Source organism: Leifsonia shinshuensis (assembly GCF_014217625.1).
Taxonomy (GTDB): domain Bacteria; phylum Actinomycetota; class Actinomycetes; order Actinomycetales; family Microbacteriaceae; genus Leifsonia; species Leifsonia shinshuensis_A.
The window spans coordinates 1,855,347-1,868,000 of the sequence record NZ_CP043641.1 but is presented as its reverse complement, the minus strand read 5'-3'; the positions used below and the strand labels follow the sequence as shown (position 1 = coordinate 1,868,000).

Genomic DNA, 12,654 nt, shown 5'->3' with positions numbered 1-12,654 from the left:
ATGACCGCGACGCCGCCGCTCCACACCGCCGCGCACATCCAGCGGCGCTGGCCGCTGATCTCGGCGTCCGTCGCCGTCGGCCTGGTGCTGGTGCTCGGCGCGATCATCGCGTTCCGGCCGAACGAGCCGTTCGCGCTCGACCTCAAGTGGATGGCCGAGGTCATCGAGCACCGCTCGCCGGTGTGGACCGTGCCTGCGCTGTTCTTCAACTACGTCGGCGGCGGGATCCTCGGCTCGGTCGTGATCCCGGTGGTGATCGTCCTCGTGCTGCTGGCGTTCCGGAGGCCGTGGGGCGCCACCTTCTTCGCGATCGCCAGCGTCGTGTCGGTGATCTGCGTCCAGGTGCTCAAGCACACGGTCGGGAGGGCGCGGCCGTCGGAGATCCTCGTGGTCGCCGATCCCGGCTCATTCCCGTCCGGGCATACGGCGAACGCGGCGACCATGGTGGTCGTGTTCGGCATCCTGTTCCCGCGCGTCTGGGTGTGGTGCGTGGGAGGGGCCTGGGCGATCCTGATGGCGATCAGCCGCACCTACCTCGGCGCGCACTGGCTGAGCGACACGATCGGCGGGCTCCTCCTCGGCGCCGGCGTCGCCGTCATCGTGTGGGCTCCGCTGGCGTACAAGCTCGCGGAGGAGAGCACCCGGCCGCACCCGTTCGTGCTCAGGAGGGCGTAGCTCCGCGCCTGCGGAGCGGGAGCCACTGCGCACCCAGTCGCGCGTGGTGAGCCGGGCCGGCTAACCGTCCCTGGCGTCGAGCGCACGCATCGCACGAAGCCCGACGCCGACCGCGTTCGACCCGTCTCCGGCGCTGCGCTCGGACCACGCCGCCGACAGGCCGGCCCAGGCGAGGGCCCAGCGCAGCATCCGCCGTTCGGGGATCCCGGTCTCCGCCGCGATCACCGCCACCGTGCGCTCGAACCGTCCCGGCGCCAGCGCCACCTCCGCCGACGGGTTGCACAGGATGTTCGCGAAGTCGAAGGCCGGATCGCCGTGGATATGCTTCGGGTCGATCGCCAGCCAGCCGTCGTCCGCGAAGTCGAGCACGTTGCCGTGGTGGATGTCGCCGTGCAGCACCACATCGCCCTCCGGCGCGGCGAGCAGGCCCCGCGCCGTCGCGGCCGCCCGGGCGAACATGCCGCCATGGGCATGCGGGTGCGCCTGGGCGTGCTCGAACAGCTCGGCGAACCACCGCGGGAGTCCGACCAGGACGTGCGGTCGCGGGCGATCGGTCACGGCGTGCAGGCGCAGCGCGGCGCGGCAGAGGATCCGGGTCGCCGCGTCGTCCCCGTCCGGACCGGAGGCGGCCAGCGCCGCGAGGTCGCCAGAGCCGGTCGCGCGCTCGAGCACCAGCGCGTCGCCCTCCGCCGCGAGGACCGGGGCCGCCCCGCGCCCATTCCACCAGCGCAGGACACGCCCGCCCGCGGCCTCCTCGGCAACGGTGGCCAGCTTGAGATATGCCGCACGACCCTCCGACGTGACCGGCTGGAGCACGCTCGACGGCGTCGCGAAGGCGGGGCCGTCCGGTGTCAGCGACCAGCGTGCCCGCCACGGCGCGAGCCGGGAGTCGGCGGTGGGATCCATCACGTCTCGCGCCTGCTCTCGGACGCGTACGCGCCCGGTGTCACGCCGACCACGGCCTTGAACTCCCGGTTGAAGTGCGCCTGATCCGCATAGCCCAGCTCGGCCGCAAGCCGGGCGAACGTCGGAGGCTCCGGCTCGCGCAGCGCCGCGGCGGCCTCCTGCAGCCGGTAGCGCTGGATGAGCCATTTCGGGCCGAACCCGATGTGCCCGGCGACGAGTCGCTGGAGCCGGCGCACGCCGAGCCCGAACCGGTCGGCGAGCTGCTCCACGCGGCGCAGGTCGCGGTCCGACTCGACCGCGGCGACGATCGCGTCCACGAGCCGCGCGTCGGCGTCCGGGGCCGGGAGGCCGCGCAGCGCGTCCTCGAAGGCCGCCACGGCGCCCTCCGCGTCGCCGTCGGCCAGCCGCTCGCGCACCGCGCCGGTCACCCGCGCAAGGTCAGGCGCCGCGAGCGCGTTGAGCGGGATCGCCGGGGGAGCGCTGCGCAGCGAGCCGCCCACCCACTGCCGCGCCGTGCCCGGCAGCAGCATCGCGCCGAACGCCCAGCCGTCGCCGGTCAGCGTCCTCCCGGACAGCCCCCGGCTCGCCCGGTGCAGCAGCGCGGCGCCCGCCTCGATCACCACGTTCGCGGTCGGGTACTCCAGGACCGCCTCGCGCACGCTCCCGCCGCCCGGGATGGACCATCGCGGCAGCCAGTAGTGCCGCACGAACGCCGCGGCCTCCTCGCCGGGCGCGCGCCGGTCGATCCGCACGGGCGCCGCGATGGCGTCGGCGCCGGGTGTCAGCCGGCCCTTGCTCAGCGGCCCGGCGGCGGTGGACGAGGTCACGCTGCCATACTTTCACGGTGAGTTCGATTCGCCCGTACCGTCCGGCCGACCGCGACGACGTCTACGACATCTGCGTCAGGACAGGGGCGAGCGGGTCCGATGCGCGCGGCCTGTACTCCAGCGACGACCTGATCCCCGACGTGTTCGCCGGACCCTACGTCGAGTACCAGCCCGACCTCGCGTTCGTGGTCGACACCGGCGACCGGGTCGCGGGCTACGTGATCGCGGTGGCCGACAGCCAGGCCTTCGCCGACTGGTACGACGAGCACTGGCTGCCCGGATTCCGCGAACGCTACCCGCTCGACGCGGCCCCCACCGCGAAGGAGCGCGAGGCCATCGGCTTCGGGCTCGACCAGCACGAGGCGATCGTCCCGGAGGCCGACCGGTATCCGGCGCACCTGCACATCGACCTGCTGCCCGAGCTGCAGGGCCAGGGCTTCGGCCGCCGTCTCATCCGCGAGCTCCTCGCCGCGCTGCACGAGCGCGGGGTGCCGGGCGTCTTCCTGCGGATGTCGCCGGCGAACACGGGCGCGATGGCGTTCTACCGGCGGCTCGGCTTCCGGGAGCTGCCCTCCAGCCGCCCCGACGCGCCCGCGCTCGCGATCGCGACGGACGCAGAAGTGTGAGCGCCGCGGAGGTCTGAACGCCGCAGAACTCTGAACGCTTCTAGCGGAACCGCGGCATCCGCTCGAACCAGTACAGCAGCTCGGGCGACCGGCGCCGCAGCTGGGTCATGGTCATGAAGTCCTCCGGACGTGTGACCGGCACATCGAACTCCTCAGCGACGCGCTCCATGTCCTCCACCGACCAGAACTGCCCGCGCATCCGGATGAGCACCCGGCCGTCGTGGTCCGTGATGAACAACTGGGGCAGCGTGTCGAGCGTGCTGCCGTCGTAGAGCCGGACGAGCACGATGGAGCCGACGTCGATAGGGCGGACGAACCGGGTCCGGCCGAAGAATCCGCGCTCCCGGACGCCGTCGGGCCGAAGCGTGATCGTGGCGCTGAGGAACGCGTACACCCCGAGGAGCGTCGCCAGCACGACCAGCACGTGCACGACGAGGACGTACGTCCAGTCGCCGTCCGGGATGGTGAGCCAGTAGAGCACGGCGAACACCGGTGTGGTCAGGGCGAGGACGGCGGTGAGGCCGCGCGCGAACAGGTCCCGGTACGGGCGCAGCACAGTATCGCTCGCCACCACCGTGCCGACCCCCGATTGCTGCTGCCTGCTCATCACACTGAGCCTGACGGATTCCTCCGGTCGTTTGTAGCGGCATTTTGGGGGACACGGCGTTCTACCTCTGCGCGATGCCGGAGGCGCAGCGAACGCACCCGGAACGCGGACAGGATGGTCGCCAGCACGCCGACCGCGAACAGGATCACGGTGCCGAGGTCGTGCATCGAGCGGCCGATCAGCAGGGTCAGCAGAGCGAGCGCCACGGTGGCGCAGAGCTGCGAGAACATCCGGCCGGTCATCGTATATATCTAACATGCGGCAGGGTCCTCCCGCCAATCCGCCCTGCGTGTAAGCGCCGAGGGGCACGTAAACGCCCCTATCCACGCGGGATAAGGGCGTTTACGTGCCCCTCGACGGAGGGAGCGGGCGGCCGAGGGCTCGCCGAGGGGGTCAGCCGAGCGCGACCGCCGTCCAGGAGACCGGAGGCAGCTGCAGCGTGAGCACGCCGTCAGCGAGGGTCGCGGTGCCGTTGGCGCGCAGGCCGACGCGCTCCGGGTCGGCGAGCGTGTTCTTCGCGTACACGTCGTCGTCGGACAGGCTCAGCGCCTCCCGCACCGCCGTCGCGCACAGGTCGCGGACGTCGATCGTGACCGTCTCGGTCTCGGTGAGGCTGCGGTTGACCAGGAACACCGCCGACTCTCCGGTCGACGCGTCGTGCGTCGCGACCGCGTCCACGACCTCCGCCGTCCCGTGCGCCGCAGTCTCGTAGCTGCCGGTGCGCACGGCCGGGCGCAGCACCTCGCCGCGCGCGAGCCGGCTGGTGACCGAGAACGGGAAGAACGTGGTCTGCCGCCAGGCCGCGCCGCCGGGCTCGGTCATGATCGGGGCGATGACGTTGACGAGCTGGGCGAGGGAGGCGCTGCGCACCCGGTCGTGGTTCTTCAGCAGCGTGATCAGGAGGTTGCCGACGACCACCGCGTCGGCGACCGAGTAGACGTCCTCCAGCTGGCGCGGGGCGACGCGCCACTCGTCGTTGACCTCCTCGGACTCCTTGTGCTCGTCCAGGTACCAGACGTTCCACTCGTCGAACGAGATCGAGATCTTCTTGGCGCTCTTGCGCTTGCTGCCGACGTGGTCCGCCGCGGCGACGACCGTGTCGATGAAGTACTGCATGTCCACGGAGGAGGCGAGGAACGAGCCGAGGTCGCCGCCGCGCTCCTGGTAGTAGGCGTGCGCGGAGATGAAGTCGACGTGGTCGTAGGCGTGCTCGAGCACCGTGCGCTCCCAGTCGCCGAAGGTCGGCATCCCGGAGCCGGAGGACCCGCACGCGACGAGCTCCAGGTCCTTGTCGGCCATCTTCATGGCGGCCGCGGTGCGCGCGGCGAGCTTGCCGTAGTCGTCGGCGGTCATGTAGCCGGTCTGCCAGGGGCCGTCCATCTCGTTGCCGAGGCACCACATCCGGATGCCGTGCGGCTGAGGCGTGCCGTTGGCGATCCGCTGGTCGCTGAGCGCGGTGCCGGACGGGTGGTTGGCGTACTCGAGCAGGTCGAGGGCCTGGTCGATCCCGCGGGTGCCGAGATTGACCGCGAGCATCAGCTCGGAGCCGGTCAGCTTCAGCCAGCGCGAGAACTCGTCCAGCCCGACCTGGTTCGTCTCCAGCGAGTGCCAGGCGAGGTCGCGCCGCACCGGGCGCTGCTCGCGCGGTCCGACGCTGTCCTCCCAGCGGAACCCGGAGACGAAGTTGCCGCCGGGGTAGCGGATGGTGGTCGAGCCGAGCTCCTTCACCAGCTCCACCACGTCGAGGCGGAAGCCGTCCTCGTTCGCGGTCGGGTGACCCGGCTCGTAGATGCCGTCGTAGACGCACCGGCCGAGGTGCTCCACGAACGAGCCGAAGATGCGGCGGTCGATCGTGGCGACCCGGGCGGAGCGGTCGAGGGCGATGTGGGTGTCAGGCATGTCTGCTTCCTAGTTGTTGCGATTCGTGATTCGGGTCGAGCGGGTACTGCTGCTGCACAGCGCTTACTTCACACTGCCGATCGAGAGCCCGCCCTGCCAGTAGCGCTGCAGGGTCAGGAACGACACGATCAGCGGGATGATCGAGATGAGCGCGCCGGTGATGACGAGGTTCCACAGCGATTGCCCTCCGGTGTTGACCTGCGCCTGCGACTGCAGGGCGCCGAGGCCGACGGTGACGGGGAAGAGCTGCGGGTTGGAGAACATCACCAGCGGCAGGAAGAAGTTGTTCCAGGTGCCGACGACCGACAGCAGCAGAACCGTCACCACGGCCGGCCGCATCAGAGGGAGCGCGACGCGGGAGAAGATCCGGATTTCACCCGCGCCGTCGACCCGGGCGGCGTCCACCATCTCCAGCGGGATGGCCTCGTCCGTGTACACCTTCATCAAGTACACGGCGAACGGATTGAGCATCGACGGCAGGATCATCGCCCAGACGGTGTTGGTCAGGTGCGCGCCGCTCATCAGCACGAACAGCGGGATGACGAGCACGGTCGCCGGGACCATCACCGAGCCGAGCACGACGGCGAAGAACAGCCTCCGGCCGCGGAACCCGTACATCGAGAACCCGTAGCCGGCGAGCACCGACAGCACGGTGGCGCCGACGCCGCCCGCGATCGCGTAGAGGAACGAGTTGCCGAGCCAGTGCGCGTAGAGGCCGCCGGAGTAGGAGAACAGCGAGCTCAGATTCTCGAACAGGTCGAAGTGCGAGAACCAGAGCGGGGAGGTCGTCCCGTCGAACAGCGTCTGCTGGCTCTTCGTGCTGGCGACGATCAGCCACCAGAACGGCAGCGCGAAGTAGACGATGAACGCGGCGAGCACGATGTGCGGGATGACCTGGCGGCCGGTGCGGCGAGGACGGGAAGCGCGGAGGGCGCGGGGTGCGCGGAGGGTCGTGGTCATTTCATCATTCCGCTCTTCTTGCGGGTGGCGAACATGAACACGTACGAGCCCACGAAGATCACCAGGCCGAGTGCGAAGGCGATCGCCGACGCGTAGTTGAACTGGTGGTACGAGAACGCGACCGTGTACGCGTAGATGTTCGGCGTGTAGTTCGAGGTGATCGAGCCGGAGGCCATCCCGCGCAGCATCTGCGGTTCGTTGAAGAACTGCAGTGTGCCGATCAGGGCGAAGACGAGCACGAGCAGGAGCGAGGAGGCCACCATCGGCACCTTGATCCGCAGCGCGATCTGCCAGGCGCTCGCGCCGTCCACGCGGGCCGCCTCGTAGATCGACGGATCGACCCCCTGCAGCGCCGCGTAGAGGATGATCATGTAGTAGCCGGCCCACTGCCAAGTGACGATGTTCACCAGCGACCCGAACACGTTCTGGTCGGAGAAGAAGTCCGGCGCCTTCAGGCCGACGAGCCCGAACAGCTCCTGCGCCGGCCCGAAGCTCGGGCTGTACAGGAATCCCCACATCAGCGCGCCGATCACGACCGGAACGGCGTACGGGACGAAGATCAGCAGCCGCGAGATCTTCGCGAACCGCGTGGTCAGCGCGTCGATCAACAGTGCCGCGACCAGCGCGACGAGCATCTGCGCCGGGATCATCACGAGAGCGAACAGGACGACGCGCCAGACGCCCTCCAGGAACAGCGGATCGGTGAAGGCCTTCGCGTAGTTGGCGAAGCCGACCCACGACGTGCCGCCGGCGAGGGTGGTGTTCTGGAGGCTGAGCACGAACGCGTAGATCAGCGGGACGATCAGGAACACGACGAGGAAGACGGCGAACGGCGCGGTGAACGCCCAGCCCCAGCGTGCGCGGCGGGCGGCGACGAGGTCGCGCCGCCTCGGTGTGGACGGCAGCGGCGGTGTGCCGCTGGTGCGCTGCCGCGGCGGTGCGACGGCGGTTTCGGTCATCGTAACGAGGCCCTTCCGATGGGGAGCTGGGGCCGGGAGGCGGAGCCCGCGAGCGGTCATCGCGGTCACGGGTTCCGCCTCCCGGCGGGGTGGGTCACTTGACGGTGTAGCCCTGCTGCTTGGCGTAGGAGACGACCGAGTCCTGGTAGGTCTTCAGCGCGTCGGCCGGGCTCTTCTTGCCCTTGTTGGTGGCGTTGACCGCGTCGGTCAGCTTGTCGTAGACGAGGTTCTGGAACGGGCTGAACTGGAAACCCGTGTAGTCCGTCGCCGCCGTGAGGAACACGTCCTTGTTGATCTGCTGGCCGCCGAAGAACGGGTATGCCTTCGACTGGAAGTAGTCGGACTCGAGGATCGGCTTCCAGAGCGGGAACAGCGCCGCCTTCTCGATGCCGAGCTTCCAGGCCGCCTCCGTGCCGAAGATCTCCTGCGCGACCTTCGCCGCCGCCTTCTGGTCCGAGGCCTGCTTGCTCACCGCGAAGGCCGAGCCGCCGATGTTGATCTGGGTGGGGTTCGCGGTGTCCCACTGCGGGACCGGCGCGACGGCCCATTGCGCGGTCTTGTCGGCGCCGGTGAAGCCCTGCAGGTAGCCGGGCAGCCAGGCCGCCGCGATGACGGAGGCGTACGTGCCGTTCACGAGGTGCGTGTTGTAGTCGGTGGTGGAGGCGTCCTCCGTGCCGACGAGCTTCTTCTGGACGAGGTCGTTCCAGTAGCCGAGGACCTTGTTGCTCGACGAGTCGTTCAGGTCGATCGACATCGACTGCGCGCCGGTGAGCTCGAACGGCTTGGCGCCGGCCTGCGCGAACAGCGCGGTCTGGTACGCGCGGCCGTTGCCAGGGAAGTCGGTCATCAGCGTCTTGCCGCCCGTGGCCTGCTTGAGCTTCTCGGCGTCGGCGGCGTACTCGTCCCAGGTGGTCGGGACGCTCAGGCCGTACTTGTCGAAGAGGTCCTTGCGGTAGAGGAGGCCGACCGGGCCGCCGTCGACCGGGATGGCGTACGAGGAGCCGCTGTTGCTGACGTCGCTCCAGGCGCCGGCGGAGTAGTTGTCCTTGACGGAGTCGGCGCCGAGCTTGCTGAGGTTCACGATCGAGCCGTCGGCGATGTAGCTGGGGACGACCTCGCTCTCCAGCATGACGACGTCGGGCGCGCCGGAGCCGGCCTGGATGGCGGTGGAGAACTTCGTGTACTCGTCGTTGCCCGCACCCGCGTTCGTCCAGCAGATCTGGACGTCCTTGTGGTTCTTGTTGAACAGGTCGACGACCGGCTCGAAGTTGGGGTACCAGGCCCACATGGTGACCTGCTTGGCGTCGGAGTTCACGATCTTGTTCTGGCAGCTTGCCGCGGCGCCGCCGCCGCCCGAACACCCGGTGAGCGCTGCGACCGCGACCGCGATCACGCCGCCCGCTGCGAGGAGCTTCTTCATTGGATTCCCTTTCGCGGTGTGGAGACACCCTTGTCCTACAACGTTGTACTACAACGTTGTAGAGACATGATCGCGGGAGAATGTGACCGTGTCAAATGGAATCTCGCCGAGGGGCCTCAGCCGGCGGCGGATCCCGAGGATTCGCGGGGGATGAGGCGGTAGGGGACGAGGATCTCCTCGGGGGTGAACGGGGCGGAGCCGCCCTCGATCCGGCGCACCAGCAGGTCGACCGCGGTGCGTGCGATCTCCTCGCGGCCGGGGTCGATCGTGGAGAGCGTCGGCATCGAGTACTGCGTCTCGTCGATGTCGTCGAACCCGACCACCGCGACGTCCTCCGGCACCCGGAGGCCGGCCTCCTGCAGCACGCGCAGCGCGCCGAGGGCGATCGCGTCGTTGAAGGCGACGAGCGCGTCGAACCGCACGCCGCGCGCCAGCAGACCGCGCATCGCGTCTGCGCCGTTGCGCCGGTGCCACGAGCCGACCGGCACCACCAGCTCCTCATCGAAGGGGAGGCCCGCCGCCGCGAGCGCCTCCCGGTAGCCCTCCAGCCGGAGCGCCGCCGAGCCGATCACCTCGCCGGGATGCGCGCCGAGCGCGACGATGCGGCGCCGGCCGAGCCCGAGCAGGTGCTCGGTGGCCGCCCGGGCGCCCTCGCCGTTGCGCATGGTGACGTGGTCGCGAGGCCCGTTGAAGATCCGCTCGCCCAGCAGCACGACGGGCACGGGCATGCCGGCGATGATGTCGACGTCGCTCTGGTCGAGGGCGAGGACGCTGTAGAGCACGCCGTCCACCATCTGCGACCGCGGTTGGCGGAGCACGTCGATCTCACGATCCCGCTCGTCGCCGAACTGCTCGATCAGCACGGACAGGCCGCGCTCGGCCGCCGCCCGCATGACGGAGTCGGCGAGCTCTGCGAAGTACGCGTTCCGGAGGTCGGGGATCATCAGCGAGATGACGTTGGTGCGTCCCGATCGCAGGCTCCGCGCGGACAGATTGGGCGTGTACCCGAGCGTCGCGATGGCGTCGAGCACCCGCTGCCTGGTCTCCTCCCGGACATACGGGTAGTCGTTGATGACGTTCGACACCGTCTTGATCGACACCCCGGCGAGCCGGCTGACGTCGTGCATCGTCGCGGCCACGCGCGCTCCTGTCTGTTGCCTGTCCGGTCGACTTTACAACGTTGGAAGCCCGGCGGCCCGACACTGCAGCTCAGGCGTCGCGCACGTACGACCCCAGCGCCGGCCCGGCGTGCAGCACGCCGTTGACGATCGCCTCGATGGCGAACTCGCTGGCGCCGGCCAGGTCGACCGCGGTGGGGTCCAGCAGCCACTGGAGCTGGAGGCCGTCCATGACGGCGAGGATGGAGGCCGCCGCCTTGTCGATCGTGTCCGGGTCGGTCACGCCCTCCTGGGCGCAGAGCGCGCGGAACGCCGCGTCCACCTCGTGCCGGAGGTTGCGGTAGCGCTCCTGGAAGTATGCCGTCGCCGGGTGGTCCTCGGTGACCGACTCCGCGGAGAGCACGGTGAAGACCTGGACGATCCCGGGTCGCAGCGCGTTGCGCTGCGCCGTCCCGACGAGGTGGGCGAACAGCGCTGGGCCACCGGGGATGTGCTGGTCGGCCAGGTGCGCGACATCGTCCCAGTCGCGGAACTCCAGCACCTCCAGGAGCAGGTTGTTCTTGGACCCGAAGTGGTGCAGCACGCCCGCGTGCGTCATCCCGACCTGCTCCGCGATGTCGCCGAGCGTGCCGTTGGTGGATCCCTTGGTGCCGAACGTCTCGATCGCCGCCCGCAGGATCTCTTTGCGCTTGCGCTCGGTCTCCGGGCGCGTACCGGTGCTGGTGCCGTTGGTGGCCATTTCCGTCGCTCCTGCCGTGCTGGTTGCGGCCGAGCTTACCAGCCAGTAACCTCACCTCAACCAACTTGCTTTCTGACCAGTAAGCAAGTTACTGTCAGCCGACATTCCGCAGCACCAGGGCACAACGGATGTGCCCGCCACGAAGGAGAAGCAATGAGGCTTAGGAAGTACCTGATCACGGCATCGGCGATCGCCGCCGTCGGCGCACTCGCGCTCACCGGCTGCTCGTCCGACGGCAAGTCCGGCGCGAGCGGCGCCAGCACGGGCTCGCTCACGGTCGCGAAGCCGGATGGCGCGGCCATCCTCGCGACCCAGATCAACAACCCGTTCATCACCACCGGCTCTGGCATGTCGCTCGGCTACGACCGGATGATCTACGAGCCCCTCGCGATCGTCAACCCGGTCGGCAAGAACGAGACCACCCCGTGGCTCGCCTCGAAGGTCGTCTGGAACGCCGACTACACCCAGCTCACCGTCACCCCGCGCAGCAACGTGAAGTGGAGCGACGGCAAGGCGTTCACCGCGGACGACATCGTCTTCACGTACAACCTCATCAAGAACACCCCGGCGCTCGACCTGGGCGGCCTCAAGCTGACCGACGTCAAGAAGGACGGGAACAACGTCGTCCTGAACTTCAGCGAGTCGAAGTTCGTCAAGCAGGGCGACGTGCTGCAGGTCCCGATCGTTCCCGAGCACCAGTGGAAGTCCGTCGCGGACGCCACGAAGGACCCGGTGACCAAGGCGGTCGGAACCGGCCCCTACACGATCAAGACCTTCTCGTCGCAGGGCGTCGTCCTCCAGGCGCGCACCGACTACTGGGGCGGCACCGTCCCGGTGGCGCAGCTGAAGTACCTCGAGTACAACGACAACACCGGCCTCCTCCGCGCGCTGCAGAGCGGCGAGACCGACTGGGCGCAGATCTTCATCACGGACTACCAGAAGAACTACGTGGACAAGGACCCGAAGCACAACGTGTTCTGGGGCGCCAACGTCCTGAGCCCGGACATGATCGTGGTCAACACGGCGAAGGCGCCGTTCAACGACGTCGCCCTCCGCAAGGCGGTCAACATGGTCATCGACCGCAAGGCGCACGCCGTCACGGCGCGCAGCAACGCCGGCCCCGAGCTGACCAACGTCACGGGCATCCCGCAGCCGACCGGTGACCAGTACATCGCGTCCGACTACAAGGACCAGACCTTCAAGATCGACGTCGACGGCGCCAAGAAGGTCCTCACCGACGCCGGCTACACCTGGAAGTCCGGCGCGCTGACCGACCCGTCCGGCAAGCCGGTCTCCTTCACCCTGCAGGACCCGCAGGGCTGGAACGACTACGTCACGGGCATCCAGCTCGTCGCCACGCAGCTCAAGACCACGCTCGGCATCGACGCGAAGGTCGCCACTCCGGACGCCGACACCTGGTTCGCCAACGTCGCCTCCGGCAACTTCGACGCCGTGCTGCACTGGACCGGCTCCGGCTCCAACCCGTGGCACATCTACGACGACACCATGAACAGCAGCTACCTCGACCAGGCCGCCGACGGCAAGGTCTCGGACAACTTCGGTCGCTACAGCAACCCGGAGGCGACGGCCCTGCTCAAGGAGTACGCGCAGGCGTCCGACGACAGCGCCCGGACCGCGGCACTGGACAAGCTGGAGAAGATCTTCGTGGACGACGTCCCGGCGATCCCGATCGGCACCCACCCGCAGCTCGCCCAGTACAACACCCGGAAGTTCGTCGGCTGGCCGAGCGAGAAGGACCAGTACGCGACCGCCGACCCGACCCAGCCGTCGGCCGTCCAGGTGCTGATGAACCTGAAGCCCGCGGGCAAGTAGTCGCCGAGCGCGACCTCACCCCACCCGTCCGGGGTGGACGACGGCCTCGTGCCGCCGTCCGCCCCGGGCGACCCGCGGACAGCAT

13 protein-coding genes are annotated in these 12,654 nt (G+C 69.3%); 3 read left to right on the top strand and 10 right to left on the bottom strand.

The window, feature by feature from the left end:
* Positions 1 to 675 carry a phosphatase PAP2 family protein gene (locus tag F1C12_RS08955; protein ID WP_185278406.1) on the top strand — a complete coding sequence of 225 codons (675 nt, stop codon included), beginning with the start codon at positions 1 to 3 and terminating at the stop codon, positions 673 to 675.
* 60 nt (positions 676 to 735) lie between these two features.
* Here F1C12_RS08955 and F1C12_RS08950 read toward each other — a convergent pair whose 3' ends face one another.
* Positions 736 to 1,581, bottom strand: coding sequence for an aminoglycoside phosphotransferase family protein (locus F1C12_RS08950; protein ID WP_185278863.1), 846 nt, complete (start codon positions 1,579 to 1,581; stop codon positions 736 to 738).
* Positions 1,581 to 2,408, bottom strand: a complete 828-nt coding sequence (locus F1C12_RS08945; protein ID WP_185278405.1) for a helix-turn-helix domain-containing protein — start codon at positions 2,406 to 2,408, stop codon at positions 1,581 to 1,583. Before F1C12_RS08945 ends, F1C12_RS08950 begins: the two co-directional genes overlap by 1 nt.
* Before the next feature lie 17 nt (positions 2,409 to 2,425).
* Between F1C12_RS08945 and F1C12_RS08940 the strand changes: the two genes are divergently transcribed.
* Complete coding sequence (locus F1C12_RS08940) at positions 2,426 to 3,034, top strand: GNAT family N-acetyltransferase (protein ID WP_185278404.1); 609 nt, start codon at positions 2,426 to 2,428, stop codon at positions 3,032 to 3,034.
* A gap of 40 nt (positions 3,035 to 3,074) precedes the next feature.
* Here F1C12_RS08940 and F1C12_RS08935 read toward each other — a convergent pair whose 3' ends face one another.
* The 8 genes from F1C12_RS08935 to F1C12_RS08900 form a co-directional block, all read right to left on the bottom strand.
* On the bottom strand, positions 3,075 to 3,641 hold the full coding sequence (locus tag F1C12_RS08935) for a hypothetical protein (RefSeq protein WP_185278403.1): 567 nt from the start codon (positions 3,639 to 3,641) through the stop codon (positions 3,075 to 3,077).
* On the bottom strand, positions 3,641 to 3,883 hold the full coding sequence (locus F1C12_RS08930; RefSeq protein WP_185278402.1) for a hypothetical protein: 243 nt from the start codon (positions 3,881 to 3,883) through the stop codon (positions 3,641 to 3,643). The genes F1C12_RS08935 and F1C12_RS08930 overlap by 1 nt, the downstream gene beginning before the upstream one ends.
* A 151-nt stretch (positions 3,884 to 4,034) precedes the next feature.
* Positions 4,035 to 5,540 (bottom strand): arabinosylfuranosidase ArfA, encoded by a 1,506-nt coding sequence (arfA, locus tag F1C12_RS08925; RefSeq protein WP_185278401.1) that lies wholly within the window; start codon positions 5,538 to 5,540, stop codon positions 4,035 to 4,037.
* Positions 5,541 to 5,603: 63 nt separating this feature from the next.
* Positions 5,604 to 6,500, bottom strand: coding sequence for a carbohydrate ABC transporter permease (locus tag F1C12_RS08920; RefSeq protein ID WP_185278400.1), 897 nt, complete (start codon positions 6,498 to 6,500; stop codon positions 5,604 to 5,606).
* A complete protein-coding gene (locus tag F1C12_RS08915; RefSeq protein ID WP_185278399.1) occupies positions 6,497 to 7,459 on the bottom strand; it encodes a carbohydrate ABC transporter permease in 963 nt (320 codons plus the stop codon). The genes F1C12_RS08920 and F1C12_RS08915 overlap by 4 nt, the downstream gene beginning before the upstream one ends.
* A gap of 94 nt (positions 7,460 to 7,553) precedes the next feature.
* Positions 7,554 to 8,879, bottom strand: coding sequence for an ABC transporter substrate-binding protein (locus tag F1C12_RS08910; protein ID WP_185278398.1), 1,326 nt, complete (start codon positions 8,877 to 8,879; stop codon positions 7,554 to 7,556).
* A gap of 116 nt (positions 8,880 to 8,995) precedes the next feature.
* On the bottom strand, positions 8,996 to 10,018 hold the full coding sequence (locus F1C12_RS08905; protein WP_185278397.1) for a LacI family DNA-binding transcriptional regulator: 1,023 nt from the start codon (positions 10,016 to 10,018) through the stop codon (positions 8,996 to 8,998).
* 70 nt (positions 10,019 to 10,088) lie between these two features.
* On the bottom strand, positions 10,089 to 10,736 hold the full coding sequence (locus tag F1C12_RS08900) for a TetR/AcrR family transcriptional regulator (RefSeq protein ID WP_185278396.1): 648 nt from the start codon (positions 10,734 to 10,736) through the stop codon (positions 10,089 to 10,091).
* A 153-nt stretch (positions 10,737 to 10,889) separates the two neighbouring features.
* Here F1C12_RS08900 and F1C12_RS08895 point away from each other — a divergent pair, with 153 nt between their 5' ends.
* Entirely contained in the window at positions 10,890 to 12,569 is a 1,680-nt protein-coding gene (locus F1C12_RS08895; RefSeq protein ID WP_185278395.1) for an ABC transporter substrate-binding protein, read from the top strand.
* The last annotated feature ends 85 nt before the right edge of the window (positions 12,570 to 12,654 follow it).